Origin of the sequence: Streptomyces sp. NPDC007856 (genome assembly GCF_042868225.1) — a bacterium.
Taxonomy (GTDB): Bacteria; Actinomycetota; Actinomycetes; order Streptomycetales; family Streptomycetaceae; genus Streptomyces.
This window is the reverse complement of the sequence record NZ_JBIAEC010000005.1, coordinates 23,128-42,495: the sequence shown is the minus strand read 5'-3', so window position 1 is coordinate 42,495 and position 19,368 is coordinate 23,128. Positions and strand designations below refer to the sequence as shown.

At 68.5% G+C, this 19,368-nt stretch carries 16 protein-coding genes and 2 pseudogenes; 8 read left to right on the top strand and 10 right to left on the bottom strand.

The genetic code is table 11. The features are described 5' to 3' along the window. Nucleotides 1-44: 44 nt before the first annotated feature. The 3 genes from ACFYOH_RS13780 to ACFYOH_RS13770 are packed head-to-tail and all read right to left on the bottom strand — an operon-like array spanning nt 45 to nt 3,288. Nucleotides 45-827 carry a crotonase/enoyl-CoA hydratase family protein gene (locus ACFYOH_RS13780; protein ID WP_388625070.1) on the bottom strand — a complete coding sequence of 261 codons (783 nt, stop codon included), beginning with the start codon at nt 825-827 and terminating at the stop codon, nt 45-47. Next, nucleotides 824-2,056, bottom strand: coding sequence for a CaiB/BaiF CoA transferase family protein (locus ACFYOH_RS13775; RefSeq protein WP_388625067.1), 1,233 nt, complete (start codon nt 2,054-2,056; stop codon nt 824-826). The genes ACFYOH_RS13780 and ACFYOH_RS13775 overlap by 4 nt, the downstream gene beginning before the upstream one ends. A 5-nt stretch (nt 2,057-2,061) precedes the next feature. Further along, entirely contained in the window at nt 2,062-3,288 is a 1,227-nt protein-coding gene (locus tag ACFYOH_RS13770) for an acyl-CoA dehydrogenase family protein (RefSeq protein WP_388625064.1), read from the bottom strand. Between the two features lie 805 nt (nt 3,289-4,093). Between ACFYOH_RS13770 and ACFYOH_RS13765 the strand changes: the two genes are divergently transcribed. The 4 genes from ACFYOH_RS13765 to ACFYOH_RS13750 all read left to right on the top strand — a co-directional run bounded on the left by ACFYOH_RS13765 (nt 4,094) and on the right by ACFYOH_RS13750 (nt 8,289). Next, nucleotides 4,094-5,068, top strand: coding sequence for a zinc-dependent alcohol dehydrogenase family protein (locus ACFYOH_RS13765; protein WP_388625062.1), 975 nt, complete (start codon nt 4,094-4,096; stop codon nt 5,066-5,068). A 77-nt stretch (nt 5,069-5,145) separates the two neighbouring features. After that, on the top strand, nt 5,146-5,763 hold the full coding sequence (locus ACFYOH_RS13760) for an NADPH-dependent F420 reductase (RefSeq protein WP_388625059.1): 618 nt from the start codon (nt 5,146-5,148) through the stop codon (nt 5,761-5,763). A 46-nt stretch (nt 5,764-5,809) separates the two neighbouring features. Further along, complete coding sequence (locus tag ACFYOH_RS13755; protein WP_388625057.1) at nt 5,810-6,817, top strand: zinc-binding dehydrogenase; 1,008 nt, start codon at nt 5,810-5,812, stop codon at nt 6,815-6,817. Between the two features lie 542 nt (nt 6,818-7,359). Continuing rightward, nucleotides 7,360-8,289: an NAD(P)H-binding protein gene (locus tag ACFYOH_RS13750; RefSeq protein ID WP_388625054.1), complete on the top strand. Its 930-nt coding sequence runs from the start codon at nt 7,360-7,362 to the stop codon at nt 8,287-8,289. A gap of 144 nt (nt 8,290-8,433) precedes the next feature. On the opposite strand, the pseudogene ACFYOH_RS13745 reads toward ACFYOH_RS13750, so the two are convergent. From ACFYOH_RS13745 to ACFYOH_RS13730, 4 genes and pseudogenes are all read right to left on the bottom strand, one after another. Next, nucleotides 8,434-9,830 (bottom strand): annotated as a pseudogene (locus ACFYOH_RS13745) (IS30 family transposase). An 89-nt stretch (nt 9,831-9,919) separates the two neighbouring features. Then, nucleotides 9,920-10,375, bottom strand: coding sequence for a hypothetical protein (locus tag ACFYOH_RS13740; protein WP_388625052.1), 456 nt, complete (start codon nt 10,373-10,375; stop codon nt 9,920-9,922). Further along, complete coding sequence (locus tag ACFYOH_RS13735) at nt 10,372-10,605, bottom strand: hypothetical protein (protein WP_388625049.1); 234 nt, start codon at nt 10,603-10,605, stop codon at nt 10,372-10,374. Before ACFYOH_RS13735 ends, ACFYOH_RS13740 begins: the two co-directional genes overlap by 4 nt. Next, nucleotides 10,602-10,898, bottom strand: coding sequence for a cupredoxin domain-containing protein (locus tag ACFYOH_RS13730; RefSeq protein WP_388625046.1), 297 nt, complete (start codon nt 10,896-10,898; stop codon nt 10,602-10,604). The genes ACFYOH_RS13735 and ACFYOH_RS13730 overlap by 4 nt, the downstream gene beginning before the upstream one ends. A 990-nt stretch (nt 10,899-11,888) precedes the next feature. On the opposite strand from ACFYOH_RS13730, the gene ACFYOH_RS13725 reads away from it, so the two are divergent. The 4 genes from ACFYOH_RS13725 to ACFYOH_RS13710 all read left to right on the top strand — a co-directional run bounded on the left by ACFYOH_RS13725 (nt 11,889) and on the right by ACFYOH_RS13710 (nt 16,802). Further along, nucleotides 11,889-12,509: a sigma-70 family RNA polymerase sigma factor gene (locus ACFYOH_RS13725; protein ID WP_388625946.1), complete on the top strand. Its 621-nt coding sequence runs from the start codon at nt 11,889-11,891 to the stop codon at nt 12,507-12,509. Between the two features lie 25 nt (nt 12,510-12,534). Then, a complete protein-coding gene (locus ACFYOH_RS13720) occupies nt 12,535-13,326 on the top strand; it encodes an anti-sigma factor family protein (RefSeq protein ID WP_388625044.1) in 792 nt (263 codons plus the stop codon). Between the two features lie 1,316 nt (nt 13,327-14,642). After that, nucleotides 14,643-15,065 carry an ATP-binding protein gene (locus tag ACFYOH_RS13715; protein WP_388625041.1) on the top strand — a complete coding sequence of 141 codons (423 nt, stop codon included), beginning with the start codon at nt 14,643-14,645 and terminating at the stop codon, nt 15,063-15,065. Between the two features lie 96 nt (nt 15,066-15,161). Continuing rightward, entirely contained in the window at nt 15,162-16,802 is a 1,641-nt protein-coding gene (locus ACFYOH_RS13710; protein ID WP_388625038.1) for a vanadium-dependent haloperoxidase, read from the top strand. 306 nt (nt 16,803-17,108) lie between these two features. Here ACFYOH_RS13710 and ACFYOH_RS13705 read toward each other — a convergent pair whose 3' ends face one another. From ACFYOH_RS13705 to ACFYOH_RS13695, 3 genes and pseudogenes are all read right to left on the bottom strand, one after another. Beyond that, nucleotides 17,109-17,525 (bottom strand): PhzF family phenazine biosynthesis protein, encoded by a 417-nt coding sequence (locus ACFYOH_RS13705; RefSeq protein WP_388625035.1) that lies wholly within the window; start codon nt 17,523-17,525, stop codon nt 17,109-17,111. 41 nt (nt 17,526-17,566) lie between these two features. After that, nucleotides 17,567-17,995: pseudogene (ribA, locus tag ACFYOH_RS13700) on the bottom strand (GTP cyclohydrolase II RibA); the annotation flags it as partial. A 187-nt stretch (nt 17,996-18,182) separates the two neighbouring features. After that, nucleotides 18,183-19,229, bottom strand: a complete 1,047-nt coding sequence (locus tag ACFYOH_RS13695; RefSeq protein WP_388625032.1) for a zinc-binding dehydrogenase — start codon at nt 19,227-19,229, stop codon at nt 18,183-18,185. Nucleotides 19,230-19,368: the final 139 nt, after the last annotated feature.

The following is a 19,368-nucleotide window of genomic DNA, read 5'->3' as shown; positions in this document are numbered from 1 at the left end:
TGAGGGAATCGGATACGGGCGGTAGGGGGCCGACGTGACTGGTATCAACGGCCGTGCCAGACAGGTGCGCGCTTTTCAGCGAACGCCCGTGCGCCTTCCCTGGCGTCCTCACTGGTGGCCAGCCCGCTGGTGATCTCGTCCTGGCGTGTGAACGCGTCGCTCTCGTTCAGGCCCTGTGTTTCGCGCAGGACCTCCTTGACGGCTGCGAGCGCCAGCGGTGCGTTCCGCGCGACGCGTCCCGCCAGTTCCCGGGCCACAGTCAACGCGACGCCGGGCGGGGTCAGTTCGTTGACGAGCCCGTACTGCTTGGCTTCTGCGGCGGTCAGCGGCTCGCCGGTGAGCAGTACGCGCGCGGCGACGTGGTACGGAAGGCGGCGCGGCAGCCGGACCAGTCCGCCCTCTGCCGCCACGAGACCACGGGTGGTCTCGGGAAGCCCGAACCGGGCGTCCTCCCCGGCGACGATCAGATCGCAGGCGAGTACCATCTCGAAGCCTCCGCCGAGCGCCCAGCCCTCGACCGCGGCGATCAGCGGCTTGCGCACCGCCGCGCGGGTGAGCCCGCCGAATCCTCGGCCGGGGAGCACCGGCAGCTCCCCCTTGGTGAAGGCTTTCAGGTCCATGCCGGCGCTGAACACCCCGCCCGCGCCCGTGAGGACGCCGACCGAGAGTTCCGGGTCCGCGTCGAGCAGATCCACGGCCGCCGCGAGTTGTACCGCGACCTCGTGGTCGACGGCGTTCTTCTGTGCCGGACGGTTGATGGTGAGGGTCAGCACGCCGTCGCGGCGCTCGTGCAGCACCATGGCGGCCGCGTCGGGCGCTGTGCTCATTGCGGCGCCTGCGCTTGTGTCGGGCCGGGAATCGCTCCCTGGGCGCGCAGTTCGGCGATGTCGGCAGGGCCGAATCCCAGCTCGGCGAGGATCCCGTCGTTGTGCTCGCCCAGGTCCGGGGCCCGCTTCGCCGGGACTTTCTTGACACCTCGCACATTGACCGGGCTGTTGATGGTGTAGTCCAGCCCGTTGACCCCTGCCAGCGGCACGACGATGTCGTTCGCGCGCAGCTGCGGGTCCTGTGCTGCCTCCTCGGGTGTCTGGATGAGGCTGTAGGTGACGCGTTCCCGGGTCAGGGTGTCCTTCCAGTGGGCGAATGGGCGTGAGCGGAACTCTGCGTCGAGCAGTTCCGTCAGTGCGGCGGAGTTCTTGACGAAGCCCTCGATGCCGGTGAAACGGGGGTCCTCGAGCAGCTCGGGATGCCCGATGGCCCGCGTGAGTCCCGGCCAGTGCGGGGGTGAGGCGACCAGCATGAACCACTCGTCGTCCGCGGTTCGGTAAGGATTGATCAGGGGGTTCGCCGGTGCCTTCCGGTCGTGCAGCTCGAACGGCGTGCCGCCGGCGAGCGCGCCGGCCACGAGTGTTCCCGTCGCCCATACGCCTGCGGCGAGCAGCGACGTCCCGACGCTGGCCCCTTGTCCTGTCCGCTCGCGGCGGTACAGGGCGGTCACGATCGCGGCGTAGATCGCGATCGCCGACATGTAGTCGCCGCTGCCCCAGACCGGCACCGTCGGCGGCGCTCCCGCGTCCCGGGTGGAGGCCAGCAGCCCGCTGCGCGACCAGGCGGCGGTCAGGTCGAAGCCCGGCAGTCCGGCGTCGGGACCGGCATCCCCGAAGCCCGTGATGTCGGCGTAGACGACTCTCGGGTTCCAGCCCGAGACCTCTTCGTAGCCGAGGTGCAGCTTCTCGCGCGTGCCGTGCGGGAAATTGGTGATCACCACGTCGGCCCACTGGACGAGGCGCTTGAGGACCTCGGTGGCCGCCGGGGACTTCAGGTCGAGCACCATGCCCCGCTTGTTGCGGTTGGCGAGGTGCCAGCTGTAGTTGGCCTCGGCCCGGGGGCTGGGCGGCACGGAGCTCAGCAGCCGCTGGGGGTCCCCCTTCACCGGTGGCTCGATCTTGATGACGTCCGCTCCGAAGTCGGAGAGCACGGTGGCCGCGGCCGGTCCCGCGATGAAGCTCGACGCGTCGAGGACCTTCAAGCCGGTGAAGACGGATTCGGTGGTCATGGTCGTCACCTCACGAAGGCGCTCAGGCCGCCGGTCACGGCACGTCCGACGATGAGGGTCTGGATCTCCCGTGTGCCCTCGTACGAGTAAATGGCCTCCGCGTCGGCGACGAAGCGGCCGATCTTGTAGTCGAGGACGATCCCGTTGCCGGCCATCAGCTCCCGCGCCCACCCGACGGTCTCGCGCATCCGCACGGTGCAGTGGGCCTTCGCCAGCGCGGACTGCTCGTCCCGGTACACCCCGGCGTCCTGCAACTGGGCCAGGCGCGTCACCATCCCGCACGAGGCCGTGGCGTTGCCGAGCATCTTCACCAGCAGGTCCTGCACGAGCTGGAAGCCCCCGATCGGGCGCCCGAACTGCTCGCGCTCCTTCGCGTAACTCAGGGCGATCTCGTAGGCGCCGAACATCACTCCCACCGCCTGCCACGCCACGCCGCTGCGCGTCTGGCGCAGGATCTTGGCGGTGTCCTTGAAGGAGTTCGCGTTCTGCAACCGGTTGGCCTCCGGAACGCGGCAGCCGTCGAGCACGATGTCGGCGTTCTGCACGATCCGCAGCGCCATCTTGTTCTCGATCTTCGTCGCGGTGAACCCGGGGGTGTCCTTCTCCACGACGAATCCCAGCACATGCTGTGTCTCGACATCGCGGGCCCAGATGACGACCAGGTCGGCGAACGTCGCGTTGCCGATCCATCGCTTGGCTCCGTCGAGGATCCATCCGTCGCCGTCACGTCGCGCGGTCGTCCGCAGGCCGCCCGCCACGTCGGATCCGCCGTGCGGCTCGGTCAGCCCGAAGGCGCCGATCTTCTCGAAGCGGCTCATCGCCGGCAGCCACCGCCGCTTCTGCTCGTCGGAGCCGCAGGCGAGGATGGTGCCCATGGCCAGACCTGTGTGCACGCCGAAGAACGTCGCCAAGGACGCGTCGAAGTGTGCGAGCTCCAGCGCGGTGAAGCCCGAGAAGAGGTTGCTCGGCCTGGATTCCGGGGAGTCGGGGTCGGCCCATTCCATCAAGCCCAGCTGCCCGAAGCCCCCCACCAACTGGAAGGGGAACTCGGCCCGGGCCCAGTAGTCGTCGACCAGCGGGGCGGCCTGCGTGCGCAGGAAGTCGCGCAGCGATGCGATCTTCCCCCGTTCCTTCTCCGACAGCAGTTCCTCATGGGCGTAGAAGTCGGCGGGCAGCAGCCCTGTGTCCAGGTACGGACCGGACGGTGTCGGCAAGGTCGTCGTACCGCTCATGGCAATCTCCCTCAAACGCAGTGGGCATGGCTCGCAGGTCCGCGCCCTGGAGCCGACTTCTGCGCGGCGAATCGGTTCTCTGCCTCGATTGAACGAGGAGTCGTGGCCGGTTCCCCGGCCCCTCGCCGCTGCGGGGTGCCTTTGCCACCGCGTATCACCCCAGTGGCCCGCCGCAGCCCGGTGAGACAGAGGCGCGGGGCGCGCAGCATCAGCCCATCGGGTCTGTACAAGATCCGCCCAGGCCCCACCGCGGCGGCTTCTGACATGGCCTCGCGAAATGCCTCCGCCAGACCCGGCCCGCGTCTCCTCCTCGGCTGCCTGGTGGGAGCCGGTGAGTCGGCCGCCGTGCCGGAGCCGGTGTTCCTCCTAGGAAGCCTGCAGAAACGTCTCGAGGCAGTGGTCGGGATGCGCCCCGTCCCGGCAGAGGTGCCAGGGCAAGGCGCCGGCGAGCCACTCGGGCGGTTGTGGCCTCGCTCGCCGTGGCTGTCCGCCCTGCGGCACCGTCATGTGATCTGATCACCGCCTTGATGGCGATGCAGCGGCTTCTTGCACGCCCCAGACCCGCCTGATCTCCAGCGATCACGTAGTCGTGCACGGAGCGCAACCACGAACTGCACGTGATGTGGCGCTACGCCAGAGGTGACAGCATGTGTACACAGGCACCGCCTGCCAATGCGGCAGGTCTGACTCTGTTGCAGCAGTCATGTTGCGTGGCGCTCGGCTTCGCTGCGGCTGCCGATCTTGCTTTGGTCCTCCCCCACCGCTGGGAGCGGCTTCACCGCAAGACTGCCAGGAGACGAGTTACATGATCGCGATTCATCTCGTTCAGTTCGGGAAGCCTGAGCAGAGCCTGAAGGTGGTCGACGTTCCCGAGCCACCGGCTCCCGCCGCCGGCCAGGCGCTGATCCAGGTCGAGTACGCCCCGCTCGACCACCACGACCTGCTCTTGGCGAAGGGCGTCTATCCGGTCCGCCCGGTACTGCCGAGCGTCATCGGCAATGAGGGTGCCGGCACGGTCCTGGCCGTGGGGGCGGACATCACCGACGTCCGCCCCGGCGACACGGTCCTGCTTCCCTTCGGCACCTTCGCCTGGTCCGAGCAGGTCCTGGCGGAGGCCGCGAAGCTGACGGTCGTCGACAAGGCCATCAGCCTCGACCAGGCCGCGATGCTCACCATTAATCCCATCACCGGAGCGCTCCTTGTGGAGTCGCGTGACCTGCCCGCCGGCTCGTGGGTGGTGCAGAACGCGGCGAACAGTGGGGTCGGCCGTTCCGTCATCGCTTTCGCCCAGGAGCGCGGACTTCGCACGATCAACATCGTCCGCCGAGAGAAGCTGGTCACCGAGATCGAGGAACTGGGCGCTGTCATCGTGCTCGTCGATCATCCGGACGTGGCCGCGCGGGTGCGTGCGATCATCGGCGACGATCCGGTGCTGCTGGGACTCGACGGCGTCAGCGGAGAGGCCACCTCACTGCTGCTGGACGTGTTGACCGAGGGTGCCCTGCTCGTGATCTACGGCTACATGAGTGGCGAGCCCTTCGCCCCCGCTCAGGACATGTTGCGGACCAAGAACATCACCACAACGGAGTTCTGGATGCATGACGACGAGTATCTGCCCCGTCATCCGGCCCTGAGTGCAGAGTCCGCGCAACTGGTCGCCGATGGCAGGCTGACGTCGCCCTCCGCTCCCGTCTACAAGGCCAGGGACTCCGCCAAGGCCCTTGCGTACCTGCACGAGAACGGCAAAGTCCTTTTGGACTTCAACCCCCGGCGCGCGTAGCGGCCGATGAACGAAAGTGCACACGAGCCGGTGTCGGGCAACCGAGTGGTCTTTGCACACGATCAAGGAACAACACCATGACCCCACACAACATCATTGGCGTACTCGGTGCAGGAGAGGTGGGCCAGGCGGTCGCCGACCAAGCCGTCCGCCACGGCCATGAGGTGGTCATCGGCAACAGCCGGGGCCCCGATACCCTCCAAGCCCTCGTGACCAAGCTGGGGCCGATGGCCCGCGCAGCGACGGCCGAGGAAGCGGCCGAGCCGGGGCTCGTGTTCCTCTCGGTGCCGTTCTTCGCCGTGCCGAAACTGACCGGCCTCACCGACTGGTCCGGAAAGATCGTCGTCGACACGACCAATCAGTTCGCTGCGGCCAACCCCTGGCGGGGCAGGTACGACGTCGGGGAACTCACGGGCAGCGAGTGGGTCGCCGAGCACCTACCCGGAGCACGGGTCGTGAAGGCTCTCAATACCCTGTTCGCCCCCTTCATCGCCGCGGACCCCCGGCATGCCGAAGGCCGGCAAGTGGCCTTCTACGCGGGTGATGACACCGATGCGAAGGCAATCGTGGCCGGATTGCTGGGCGAATTCGGATTCGCCGCCCTGGACCTCGGCGGCCTGCGTGAGGGCGGGCGACTGATGCAGTTGGACGGAGCACTCAGCGCGAAGCACTTGCTGCTGCAGGACGTCGGCTGACGCCGCGGCCCAGGTCTGCGCACACCCGTCGCGCGGGAGGAGAACCATGAACCGTCGTGTCGTCTGCACCCATGGGGGGCTGCCCGCCGACGTCCTGACTGTCATCGAGGAGCCGGAGCCGGCAGCACCGGGGAGTGGTCAGGTCCTCATCCGTACCACGGCATTCCCGGTGCACCCTGGTGATCTGCAGGCCGTCGAGGCCTACCCGAGGAAAACTGCACAGCCGGTCCCAGCCGGTGTCGAGGCCACGGGCGTGGTGGAGGCAATAGGGCCACATGCGCGTGTGGCCCCAGGTGTCGAAGCCGGCGGGCGCGTAACGGTCTTCCCTCAGCCAGGTGCGTGGTCCCAGTGGATCGTGGCGAACGCCGACGTGGTCGTCACCGTACCGGACGAGCTGTCGAACGAGATCGCCGCGCAGATGCTGGTGAATCCACTCACCGCGGTCATGCTGCGCCGTGAGGCGGAGGAGCACCAGGCCATCGGATACGACGGTGTTCTGGTGCAGACCGCTGCCGGCTCGTCGGTCGGGCGGCTGGTGACCGGCACGTGCGAACTCCACGGCCTCGGCGTCATCAACGTCGTCCGCAGCGACCGAGGCGCCGCCGAGCTGCGCAAGCGGTTCCCGAACGTTCCGGTCGTGTCGACCGCGCATTCAGGCTGGGCCGACGAGGTCCTCGAGGCGGCCGCCGGCCGCCCGGTGAGTGTGGCCTTCGACCCGATCGGCGGGAAGCTGGCGGAGAGCCTTCTGGACCTGTTGACGCCGGGCGGGAAGCTGGTCAGCTACGGGCAGATCGCCCAGGAGCCGATCTCGGTGCACGCGTCGAAGCTGCTGCACAAATCGCTGACGCTGCAGGGCAAGAACATCGGCCGGTGGCTGTCCGAGGTCTCCGCCGAGAGGCGGGCATCCGACGTCGCCGCCGCGAAGCTGATCGCGCTGGCGCTCAAGGACCAGTTCGAAGTGGCCGCCACGTACGGCCTTGGCGCACTGACCGACGCCGTTGAACACGCAGTACGGCCAAGCAAGGTCGGCACCGTCCTCGTCCGCCCTTGGTAGTCGTCCCGGGCCCTGTCGGTCCCGCCCCGTGGCCGGGAAAATTGTGGCTGGTGCCCGTCCGGAGGACGTCGATGGAGCTTGGTGCCGAACATTGAGCCCGTTTGGTAGTCGGACGCGGGGGCCGAGCGCAGGAGTCCAGTGGTGTTGCCGCGAGCACGCAAGAGAGCTTCTTTGAATCCTGTGGTCCCTGATGGGCGGGCACCGCTATTGGTGCACGCGAGGAAGGGTGGGGCGGGACATGAATGTGATCGAGGAGCGGTGCGGGGGCGCCGACTTGGGCAAGGCGGATGTCAAGGTGTGCATCCGGGTGCCGGGCACCGGCAAGCGCGCCCGTTATGAGATCCGTACGTTCTCCACGATGAACGACGGCCTGCTGGAGTTGCGGGACGTTTCGGATGGGACACCCCGGGCCCGCGGCGCGCATCTGCCGAGCGGTGACCGGCTCGCGTCGGTGTCACGGGCTACGCGACCCGCTGCTACCGAGCGTATCGGCTCATCGGGCTCCGGTTGCGCCCCGGCGACGTGCACCGCACGCTGCTCGTATGGACCGCCCCCCGGAAGGCAGTTTGCTGCCCATACTGGTGACGGGCGCGGCGGGTAGCGTCGGCGCCGTCGGACGAACCGTGGTCGAAATTCTCCGGCAACGCGACCTGCCCGTGCGGGCCATGGTGCGTCGCGACGACGAACGGGCGGAGGCGCTGCGCGCGACGGGTGCCGAGGTCGTCGTCGGAGACCTCACGCGAGCGGGCGATGTGACTGACGCCCTGTCCGGTTGCGGGCGGATGTACTTCGGCATGGGCGTGTCGGCGCGGTATCTGGAGGCTGCCCTGACGGTGGCGGCCGTCGCGCGTGCGTACGGGCGCCTGGAAACGTTCGTGAACATGTCGCAGCTGACCGTCTCCGAGATGGACCTCACCAGCACCTCCGAGTCTGTGCAGCAGCGACACCACTGGCTGGTGGAGCAGGTCCTCGACTGGTCAGGCCTGCCCGTCGTCCAGATCAGGCCCACCGTGTTCATGGAGAACCCGCTGTTCCGTGTCGGCTTCTCCTCGATCGCGAAGGACGGAAGCATCAGACTGCCCTTCGGCCAGGCGAAAACCTCCCCCGTGGCAGCCGGGGACGTCGCCGCGGTCGTGGCGCAGATCCTGGCCGATCCGTCCCGGCACACCGGCCGCATCTATGAGCTGACCGGCCCTCGCTCGGAGGACATCTCCGCCATGGCGGCGGAGGTTTCCACAGCTCTGGGCCAGCCGGTCAGTTACACCGACGTCGGCCTGCAGGAATGGATCGACGACGACCTCAGACCGCTGGGGCTGCCGGACCACGTCTTCCAGCACATCTCCACCATGGCTCGCCTTCACGCGGAGAATCGATACGACCGCACGGCGGACGGCGTCGAGCAGGTCACAGGGCGGCCTCCTACCGGGGTGGCCGAATACGTCCGTGAGCACCCCAGCCTGCTCAGTCCCTGAAGCCGAATCCTCGCGGATCGGGTCGCGTAGATGTTAGAAGAACACATACTGGGCAGCTGGGGCGGTCACGACGCGTGGCCGCCACCGCTCCACGCCGCCATGGGCTTCGAGGACATCCGAGACCAGGTCGCTCATTGCCTGGACTCAACCGGTCATTGCAACACCGGCTTGTTGGAGCAAGAGTAGCTGCTCGTTGAATGCCTCGGCCGGGGTCCTCCAACCAAGTGTCTTGCGGGGTCTGGTGTTCAGCGCGTGAGCAACGGCTTCGATTTCTTCGGCGGACCAGCGCGAGAGGTCGGTGCCCTTCGGGAAGTACTGGCGCAGGAGTCCGTTGGTGTTCTCGTTCGTGCCTCGCTGCCATGGGCTGTGCGGATCGGCGAAGAACACGGGGATACCGGTCTCGACCCTGAACTGCGTGTGCGCCGACATTTCCTTGCCGCGGTCCCATGTCAGCGACCGCGTCAGCTGCTCGGGGAGCATCGACATCGTGTTGGCGAGTGCCTTCTTCATGGAGATCGCTCCGTAGCCGGGCCAGTGCGGGGCCATTCTTCGTTCGAGGGATCGTGCCGTATCCCTCTTCGCGGGGCAGATGAACCGGCATTGTGAACCGGGTCGACCGCTCGACAACGGTGCCGATCGCGGAACGCTCCAGCCCGATGATCAAATCCCCTTCCCAGTGGCCGGGGACAGCGCGGTCCTCGGCCTTCGGCGGGCCTCTCGCTGATCAACGCTTCTGGCGTGACGTGCGCCCAGGTCTTCCGCCGTGAACGCGCCCGTGGCGCACGCAGAGCGCGGCCGGTCCGAAGACACAGGATGAGCTCGCGTTTCAGCGCCCCGCGGCCCTGAATGTAGAGAGCCTGGTAGATCGCCTCGTGACTGATGCGCATGGATTCATCATCCGGGAAATCAAGTTTGATCCGGTTCGCGATCTGCTCTGGACTCCATGCCTGAACCCACGCACGATCCTTGCGATGCGGCTTGTTCCGCCCCGTCCACGAGCCCGTCACCGGTCCCGCGATTGGCATGCCGCCAGATGTAGTGATCTGGCCGGACAGCCTCTCCTGGACGTAGGCGTGCAACCTCGGATCGGCGACCAACTTCGCTGTCTTCGGACGCCGGGCCGCCACATCTGCTTTCCACTGCGCCACCGACGCCCGGTAGTCCAGCTTCCCACTTCTTGTGGCGGCGTTGCGTCGCAGCTCGCGGGAGATGGTGCCTGGATGACGACCGACGTCTCGAGCGATCTCGCGCACTCCCTTGCCCTGGGCCCTGAGCAACGCGATCTCCTCTCGCTCGGAAAACGACAAGTACCTGCCCGAGGGCGGCTTCGAATCGAACGGTCGCATGCCGCCACACTGGCGGTACCAGCGCGTCGCGACCGCCGGCGCCACGCCGATGACGGCGGCGGCCTCCTCAGCGAGAAGGCCCTTGGCGATCTCCGTCCAGAACGCCGCCTCGATATGACGCTGATACTTCGGATGCCCCGGAGACCTCAGCTTCGGACGCAGCGCCCGGTCCGCTGCCTGCTGACGACGCACCATCCAACACCTCCATGCGTACGAGGTGTTGCGACGACCAGTTGAATCCGCCGACATAGGAGCAAGCGGACGTGACCCGTCGTGGTGGTGGTTCAGTTGGGTGGTGTACGGGTGATGGACCGGTTCCGGATGAGGGTACTGACGGCCGGTCGGGCAGCGCGGCGTTGTCTGGTCGCGCTCACTTGCCAGATGGCGAGGAGCAGCAGCGTGCCCGTTTCGGCGAGGAGGCTGAGGACGGCTTGTGGTGCCGGTTGCAGACCGCGCTCGGTGAATCCGAACACGCCTACGGTGCGCGAAGCGGTGAAGCCGCCGAGGGCGCCGAGCGCGACGCCTGCCTCGGAGATCCTCAGCAGCGGGGGTGGTGTCCCGATCAGTAGCAGGGCAGCGAGGGCGAAGGACGCGCTGGCCTGGAGCAGGAACAGGGGGCCAATGACGTGGATGAAGCGGTACCCGTCGATGTAGAGCTGGGCGTGGATGTATCCGCCCGCGGCGAGGGTTGCGGCGGTCGCCGCCCGCAGGGTGGGGACGAGGAATCTTTGGGTGTTCATGCCAGCCTCTGGTCGTTGATGGCCAGTTCGCGGTCGCCTTGGCGGTAGCCGACGCTGCGGATGCCGAGTGCGTCCTTGAGCTGCCGGGCAGGGACGACCTGGGGCGTGGGGGCGGGGGCGCGGCCCGGTTTGGGCAGGGGGTAGGCGGTGGTGGTGGCGGAGTGGAAGGTGATGTTGCCCTCTGCCTTGTCGGCCGGTGCTCCGTCATGGCGGTCGTAGTAGTCGGTCATCGGGTCACCTCCACGGTGGCGGTCATGAACGGATGGATGGTGCAGATGTAGGAGTAGGTGCCGGGCTTGGTGAACGTGTAGCTGTAGGCGGCGTGGGTGGCCAGGGCGGCCGAGTGCAGGAGGCCACCCGATGCGGCGCTGGTGACGGTGTGGGCGTCGGTGTCCTGGTTCGCCCACGTCACCGTCGTGCCCGCTTTGACCTGCAGCGTGGCCGGAGAGAATGCGAAGTTCTTGATCGCGACGGCATTCCCGGTCACCGGCGCGGCCGCCGCGCCCGCGCTCGAGGTACTCATGGGCATGCTCATGCTGGGCATCGGGGAGGCGCCGGGAGCGGCGTTCGCCGTTTTCCCGGACCCCGTGGCCCCGGGCGTTCCGGCCGCCTGGTGCTGACCCGGACCGGGCGTGATGGCGCCGGTCCCGACGGACGAGGTATGCGACGACGGGCCGCATGAGCTGAGGAGCCCCAGCGCACCGGCAGTGGCGATGGTGGCGACGGCCAGCCCGGCCGCAGCACGGGATCGCCGAGTTGGTGGGCGAAGGTTCACGTACATGGCGTCCGTTCCTCACTGATCAGGCGGAGACGGGAACTGCGCCGGCTCGGGCGCACGCAACCGCAGGGATGTGGTGGATGCCGCGTTCATGGGCACGTGTCCCTCGCGGACCCAGCGAGCGAGCCTGGGTGCTGCCCCGTGCCGGCTGCCCGCCTCGAGGTGCTCCGCGCTGCGCATCCGCCCTGCCACGCCACGAAGATGAAGGCGGCACGCGGCAGTTCCCCCGAGCAGGCAGCCGCGAGCGACTCGGGGCAGGTCGGCGTCGCCCATACGGGTGATGCGCGCACTGGCCCGGATGGAGCTCTGCCCCGGTCGCCGCACAGCCGCAGATCACTGTGCGTAGCGCCATCGACGTGGTGTGTGCTGGACATCGGTCGGGGCCGCAGAGTGGCACCGGCTTCGATGCACGGGGCTGGGGAGCGGGGCCGATGGCGAGAGCGCGTGCGTCGCGTGGTGCATTTCGGTCACCCCTGTTCCATCCCTTGCCGTAGGGGAAGCGATGAGGAGTTGCGCGTAAGCCGGTTCTTGTTCGCCTCCACGGACGGCGCGGCTCCTGCGGTTCGATGGATACGCACCTTTTGTGGGACTTCATGGGATCGCTGCAGTTCAGCCGGCCCCGGACCCGCGCATGCTTGATCATGGCGAGGCCGTAACGCCGCAAGGGCGTACCACCTGGAGCACTCACAGCGCGTGACCGGCACCGAGCTGCTCGTACAGGACAAAGCGGCGTATATGCCTGATGATCGTCTTATGCCCTGGAGTTCCCGAAAGCGTGGTTCAAGGACCGATCCGGATCGCTCCGCGCACCGTGTCTCTGATAGAGGGACCCTCTCGACCGCAGATGAGGAACTGCTGCGCACTCTGTACGCGGAGCACGCAGGAGCCCTGTTCCACTACGTGCTGCGACTGACCTCAGGAGACTGGCAATGGGCAGAGGACGTGGTACAGGAGACACTGCTGCGAGCGTGGCAGCATCCCGCCGCGTTCGACCCCGCACGCGGCCCGGCCCGGGCATGGCTGTGTACGGTCGCTCGACACCTGGTCATCGACGCCCACCGGGCCCGGCAGTCCAGGCCGGCCGAGGCCGGCGGCGATGTGCTGGAGCGAGCCGCCGAGCAGAAGCCGGGCAAGGACGAGATCGAGCAGGCACTGCAGAGCTGGGCGGTTGCCGAAGCCGTCCGGTCACTGTCCCCGGACCACCGCGCCGTCCTGCTGGAGACCTACTACCGGGGCCGGACCATGGCGGAGGCCGCACAGGTGCTGGGCATCCCGCTGGGCACAGTGAAGTCGCGGACGTACTACGCCCTGCACGCCCTGCGGCTGGCGCTGCAGGAACGCGGGATCGAGCCATGACCGTGGCGGGCAGGAGGCGGCGACCATGAGTGCGGAGCACGACGCCCTCCGGCTGACGCTGGGAGGTTACGTCTTGGGCACGCTGCCCTCGGCGGAAATGGAACAGGTGCGCATCCACCTCGCGGCATGCACCGAATGCCGGGCCGAACACGCCCAGCTGGCGGGATTGCCTGCGCTGCTGGCGACGGTGACCGAAGCCGAAGCCTCGGGCCAGACGGTGCCGGCGGCCGAAACGGACCTGACCGACCGGCTGATGGCACGGGCAGCCGAAAGCGCGCAGGGCTCCCCGCTGCCCGAACGGCGCGCCGCGCCCGCGGTGTCGAAGACCCCAGAGGGGGGTGTGCTGGAGAGGCTGCTCCAGCAGGCTGCGGCCAGGCGCCGCAGGTCCTGGCGTCTGCAACTGGCCGGCGCTGCAGTCTCGCTGACGTTCATCGCGGCAGCGGCCGGTGGCACATGGCTGGCGGCCATCGGATCCGTGGGCAGTCAGGCGAGGCCGCCCGGGCCGACCGCGCCGACTGTCTGGCGCACCTTCTCCGGGAGCGATCCCACCACCGGCGTCTCCGCCTCGGTGAAGGTCTCGCCCTCTGCCTGGGGCAGTGTCCTGCAGATCTCCGCAGGAGGGGCACCCGCCGGAATCACCTGTCGGCTGCAGGCGGTCGGGCCCGGCGGGGCCAGGACGGACGGCGCTACCTGGCGGGCAGGCGAGTACCCTCCCGGCACCACGATCCCAGGAGCGGTCGCCATGGCTCCGGGAGCCATCGAGCACTTCGAGATCCTCTCAGGCAACGGTCAGAAGCTGGTCACCATCCGAGCGTGAGGCCAGACCATGGCGGTCATGTCACTGGGCGGCCGGTCGCCCAGTGGCATGACGGCAGCAGCAGGGCGTGAGGATTGGTGGCACAAGAGGCCAAGACGACGTCGCCTTCGAAAGGCCGGGCGCTCCGCGGCGAGGGACCCCGGACATTCGACAAGAACCGGGCCGCCTCTGCCCGTGACACCGGCTGGACGGGCACGCTCGTGATCACCGTAGCCCCTCGATCCCGCCGCACCGCGTGGCTCCGGGATCGGCGGGACCGTCCGACAAGGGCTCGCGGCCGATGAGTGTGGCGGCCTCGGAGGCCGACACTGGCACCTGCATGGCCGAGGGGCTGAGCGGCAGCCAGCGCGCGGAGGCGGCTGATGGTCGAGTCGGCCGCCGCCAGCCGGGAAGGATCACCCCCGGCCAGGTTGATCAAGGTCAAGGCCATCCGGGTACGCGACCAGCAGGTCGAGGGTCGAGGGGTGGGTTGAAGCAGCCATCCGATCGATCTGTCCGCGGTGGTGCCACACATCGCGGGGCCGGTCAGCTGCGGCGGCTGCTTCCCCTGCACGACCTGTCTCGGGCGGCTGTGTCGGTACCGGGGCAGTTCTGCAGCTCGGTCGTGGGGCTCTGGTCTGCTTCCGTCACGCGACCTCCGCAGGGGCCGGTCGGCCATCCCGCGCCGGGCCCCGCGGGTGCCGGCCGCGTACACGGGCGGGCACGGCTGTGCGAAAGGGGGGCGGCGGCATACATCTCCGCTTCCGCCGGAGGAGGCGAAAACCGACACCCTGGCCCTTCCCGCGACGCGCCGACGGTTTCCGGGCCCTGGTCACTCTCGCCCCCGCACCGTCGAACCGGCCCAGTCCGCAGCTTACTTCGTGCATGAGCGGGCCGACGGGGCGCGCACGACTCTTCTTTTTCCCGAAGTCCGCACAACCCGGAGAAGAGGATCCATCACGTCTGCACGCGGAGCACCGCGATCCAGCCGAAATGTAGGCACGGACGTCCGTCCCGGTCTACGGCGCGACGCTTCCACGGGGTCGTCCGGAAGACCACGGGCGAGGGGACCGAGCTGCCGGTGCCCAGTCCGGCCGCGCAACAGCGTGCTCTGGACAGAGGCAGCTGAGCCCAGACAGGCGCCGACATTGACATGACTCGCAAGAATCGGAACAAAAAAGGCAAACAGCTCGAACCATCCGGCATGTGTCGTCCGTGGAACTGATTGAGCGCGCCCACGCAGGATCAGGATCCGGCCTACCGACCACCCCCGAACTGCTTGCGGTCACCCCGTTCCGGTCTCCGCACATCGACAGAAGAGCCAGAAGACCATGTTCGTGACCGATTCCCCCCGCCCGACTTCACTGCTCGGCCGGCCCTGCCGCCGCCATGCACTGCTCGCCCTGCCGGCGCAGGAGGCGCACGTCTCCGCCGCTCGTCACTTCGCAGCCGATTTGCTGGAGACCTGGAGTGTGCCCGCGGGTGAGCGGGACTCCGCCATTCTCATCGTCGACGAACTCGCCGCCAACGCTGCCCAGTACGGCCATGAGCGCATGACCCTGCTGCTCGCCCTCGACCACGAAACTCTGCACATCGTGGTCACTGACTCCGGCGCGGCCGTGGAGCGTCATCGCCCCGGCATCGCCTCCGACGAACACGGCCGTGGCACCGGCATCGTCCAGTCCCTTGCCGAGTCGACCGAGATTCGCCAGACACGCAGCGGCCGCGAAGTCCGCGCCTGCCTGAGGTGCTCGCCATGACCGGGCCGGACGCTCCGCACGAGCTGCGACCCCCTGCCAGGGCCGGCACTGCAGCACAGCGACGGGCCACCGGGGGCGGCCGCGGCGAAGGGCCCTGTGAGCGTGGACGTCACCCCGAACAGCGGCAAGGGCATCGACGCCCCGCCCCCGCACGAGGCATATACGCATGCGCCAGATTTGCGCCGCGAGATGCACCAAGTGCTGGCCCCCGGAGCCGAACGCGCCTGGCTGCTACGCCGGAAGGCCCTCATGGACCGGAGGGCCCTGGACGACCCCGGCCCCGTCGCAGCTGCCGCGGAACCCGCCGAGCAACTCGTCCTCCACGACCGCCGCCATCTCGACCTGGCTGCCGGCCCGCACCACCCCGACACCATCACGCTCGCGTGGCCGACACAGATGAGCCACGCGCATGACCGCCAGTTGTCACAGCCCGCCACCAGCGACAAGGAGCCACAGAACATGGGTGGAAAGCAGAAGACACTCGCCATACTTGCCGGAGCCGTGCTGACAGCCGGACCCGCCGGCCCGGCCTTCGGGTCCACCACCGCTCACTCGCCGGCCCTGCGCACCGCCGCGACGGGGGCAGGGATGTCGGTCGTGGAGTGGAACCGCGAGCTCGTCACCATCCTCAGCAATCCGAAGGCGCAGCCGTCCACCGTCCAACCCACGCGCAGCTTCGCGCTTCTGCAGGCTGCCGAGTACGACGCGGTGGTATCGATCACCCGGGCCGGCCCCGCCTACGTGTTCTCGATGACGGCGCCAAGAGGCGCTCGTGCGGACGCCGCAGCGGACCAGGCAGCCCACGATGTGCTGGTCGCCCTCTACCCGGCCAGGCGCGCAGGCTTGAACCAGCGGCTGAGCAGCCAATTGTCCGCGATTTCCGGCGGCCCGGACAAGCAGGCGGGCATTGGTGTGGGAGCGGAGGTCGCCCGCCGGCTGATCACCCTGCGGTCCAACGACGGATCCTCAGCCAAGCCACCGCGGTTCCGCCCCGGCGACAAGGCCGGGGACTACCGGCCCACCCCTCCCAATTTCCCGACACCGGTGTTCACCGACTGGGGCTCGGTCAAGCCGTTCGTACTGGCCGACGGACGGCAGTTCCGCCCGGCACCGCCGCCGGCCGTGAGCAGCGCCGCGTACGCCACCGCCTTGAACGAGGTCAAGAGCCTGGGGAGCAAGACCAGCACCACCCGCACTCCCGATCAGACGGCAGCCGCGAAGTTCTGGGCGGCGGCACCCGTATGGAACGTCTGGAACCAGATCACGCAGAACCTCGTCACCTCCCAGAACGCGAACCTGGAGAGGGCGGTGAAGGTCTTCGCCCGGCTCGACCTGTCCCTCGCCGACACCGCGATCGCGATGTACGACGCCAAGTATGTCTACCACGTCTGGCGGCCCGTGACCGCCATCCGGCTCGGCGGTACGCACTACAACCCGAGCATCGTCGGCGATCCCAGCTGGACCCCTCTGCTGCCGACCGCACCGGATCCGTCCTATCCCGGCGCTCACGGCGCTCTCAGCCAGGCTGCGGCAACGACGCTGACCGGACTCTACGGGGGGCGGCATCATTTTGCGGTGACCTCGAAGGGCGTCACTCGAACCTTCACCGGCTTCCAGGACGCCGCCACCGAAGCGTGGCTCAGCCGGATCTGGTCCGGCCAGCACACCTCCCTTGACAACCACGCGGGCCAGCAACTCGGCACTCAGGTGGCCGACTTCGTGGCAGGTCGGCTCTGACCGCACCGCCACGCTACAACCATGCACATGGTAGGGCCGAGAAGCCAGTGGTCCCGGCGCATCGGGTACCACTGGCTCGGGCCACGCTCAGAGGGCGGCCATCCTCCACGCCGAGGGCCCGCAGCTGCTGGCTGGCAGGGATGTCTGCCCGCAGGAAGTCCTGGCTTCCTGTCACCGCGACGCACTGACTGAATGACTGTCGTGGTCGGACCCACCCGGTTGCCCCAGGTCGCTGAGCGCGGGCCCGCCCATGTCACTGTCGGCGGACCCGCAGTCTAGGGCCTCGCCCGAGTTCCCGTAGGTACCTCAACACCTCTGGGTCTGTGGGAGGTTCGAACCGCCGATCGGATCCCAAAGGAGCTCAGCCGAGTGACCACTGCCGCCACGCGTAGGGCTCGGCGAGGCCGGATCGGCCGCAGGCCGACGTCCTGGGGCCGTTTCCCTGGGCGGGTCGGTGCCGGTGGCAGGATGCGAAGCTGCACGGCCACTGTTGTCCGGCCGAGTCACATGGTCGGTCTCGAAGGGCCACGACCATGCTCCCAACGCGTCGTGACCGGCCCCGAAAACCTCGGTCCCGCCGGCCGTGAAGGAACGCAAGCGGGCCGCGACATCCGGACTCGTAGTGGCTTTCGAACGCACGACGAATGTGGTCTCGGCCTGGTTGAACTCGCGCGCCACCTTCTGCATCCAGGCGACGGGCGGGTCGTTGTCGAGGTGGCTCAAGTCGACGACAGCCAACGGGTTGCGGCCCAGTGGCCCGTTGGCGCGGCGTTCGCCCCGTACGTGTCGAGGCCCTGGTCCTGCAGGGCGTAGGCGTCGAGCTTGTTGTAGAGGCCGATGCCGCGGCCCTCCTGACGGAGGTAGAGCAGGACGCCCCCGGTGATGGCGATGCGCTCGACCGCCTCGCGCAGCTGCGGGCCGCAGTCACAGCGGGCCGAGCCGAGGACGTCGCCGGTCAGGCACTCGGAGTGGAGACGCACCAGCGGGGTCCGGTCGGGGTCGGATGGGCCGAGGATGGCGGCCACATGTTCCTGGCCGTCGGCAAGGCTGTGGAAGGTGACGAGGTCGGCGGTGACCGTATAGCCGTCGTCGAAGCGGAGTGGAACCGTCACACGGGTGCGGACCGTGGCCGTCGGCAAGCCGGCCGTACTGCTGCTGTCGGTGGGTGCGGGGGTGTGGCGTGAGTTGCGCATGTCGATCGTCCTGGGCGGCGGTTGCGGGTGTCGGTCGCGCGATGGGCCGCGCCGCTGTGGCCCGTCGATCAGGACGAACGCACCGCATTCGGCTTCGTTCTGCGCAACCCTGATCGTCGCGGGACCCGCCGGCCGCACGTCTCCGAAGAGTGCGCGGCCGGCACGCTCGCGTGCTCGGGGCGAGTCGTCAGGGCACGAGGATGAGACGGATCGGATCGCCGATCTTGTGCTCCAGGCGGTGGATCGCCTCGGGGGCGTCGGCCAGGGGGATGTGGTCGGTGATGGACGGCGCCAGGTCGAGACGGCCGCTGCCGGCCAACCGGATCAGCTCGTAGACGTGGTCGAACGAGGATCCGTAGTGCCCGTAGACCTTCTTGTTCTTCAGGTTGAAGGTCATCTTCTCGGAGATCGTCAGCGGTTCCATGGTGATACCCACCAGGACCAGCGCGCCTCGGTTCCCGAGAAGGGGCGACGCCTGTTCCCGGACCCGGGGAACGCCCGCGAAGTCGAAGGCGTAGTCCAGGCCCAGTCCCTCGGTGGCCCGCATAACGGCCTCGGCGAAACCGGGGTCGGTGGGGTCGAGCGCGATGTCCGCGCCGAACGCGAGGGCTCGCTCGCGTGCACGGGGCAGCGGGTCGACGGCGATGATGGGCGCCGCGCCCATCATGCGGGCCAGCCGGACGGCGTGAGCGCCCACTCCACCGACTCCCCAGATGCCCACCGACTGGGCGGAACGCACCTGCACGGTCTCGACGAGGGCCGCGTAGGAGGTGGAGACGGCGTCAGGGATGATGGCCGCCTGGTCGAAGGGAAGTGAGTCGGGAATGGGGACGACGGTGTCCTCACGGGCGATCGTGTACTGGGACCAGCCACCGTCGTAGTCGACGCCGCGACCGCGGAACGATGTGCACGTGCCGCCCCTGACACAGGTGGCGCACTCACGGCAGGGCTGTCCCGCCTGCAGGGCGACCCGCGTGCCGACGGCCAGGTCCCGCTTGAGGCCGGGGCCCAGGGCATGGATGACACCGGAGAGTTCATGCCCGAGGGTGAGCACATTGGACTTCAGGTGCACCGGCGAGATGCTGCCGTCGATGAGGTGGAGGTCGGAAAGACACACCCCGGCCGCCTTCACCTCGATCAGTACTTCGCCCGGTCCGGGCTCGGGGACCGGGATCTCCTCCACCAGGAACTTCTTCGTGTCCAGGTGGACGCGTCCTGCCAGCATGGTGTCCATCGTTGTGGGCCTTCTTGAGTAGTGGTTGCGGCTCCGGGGGCTGCAACGGCCCGTGGAACCACCAACGAGTAAGGGATGTTGCTCAGGGGACGAGGGTCAGGGCGTCGCCCGTTGAAGTCTCGGGCCGCGTCTGCCCTCG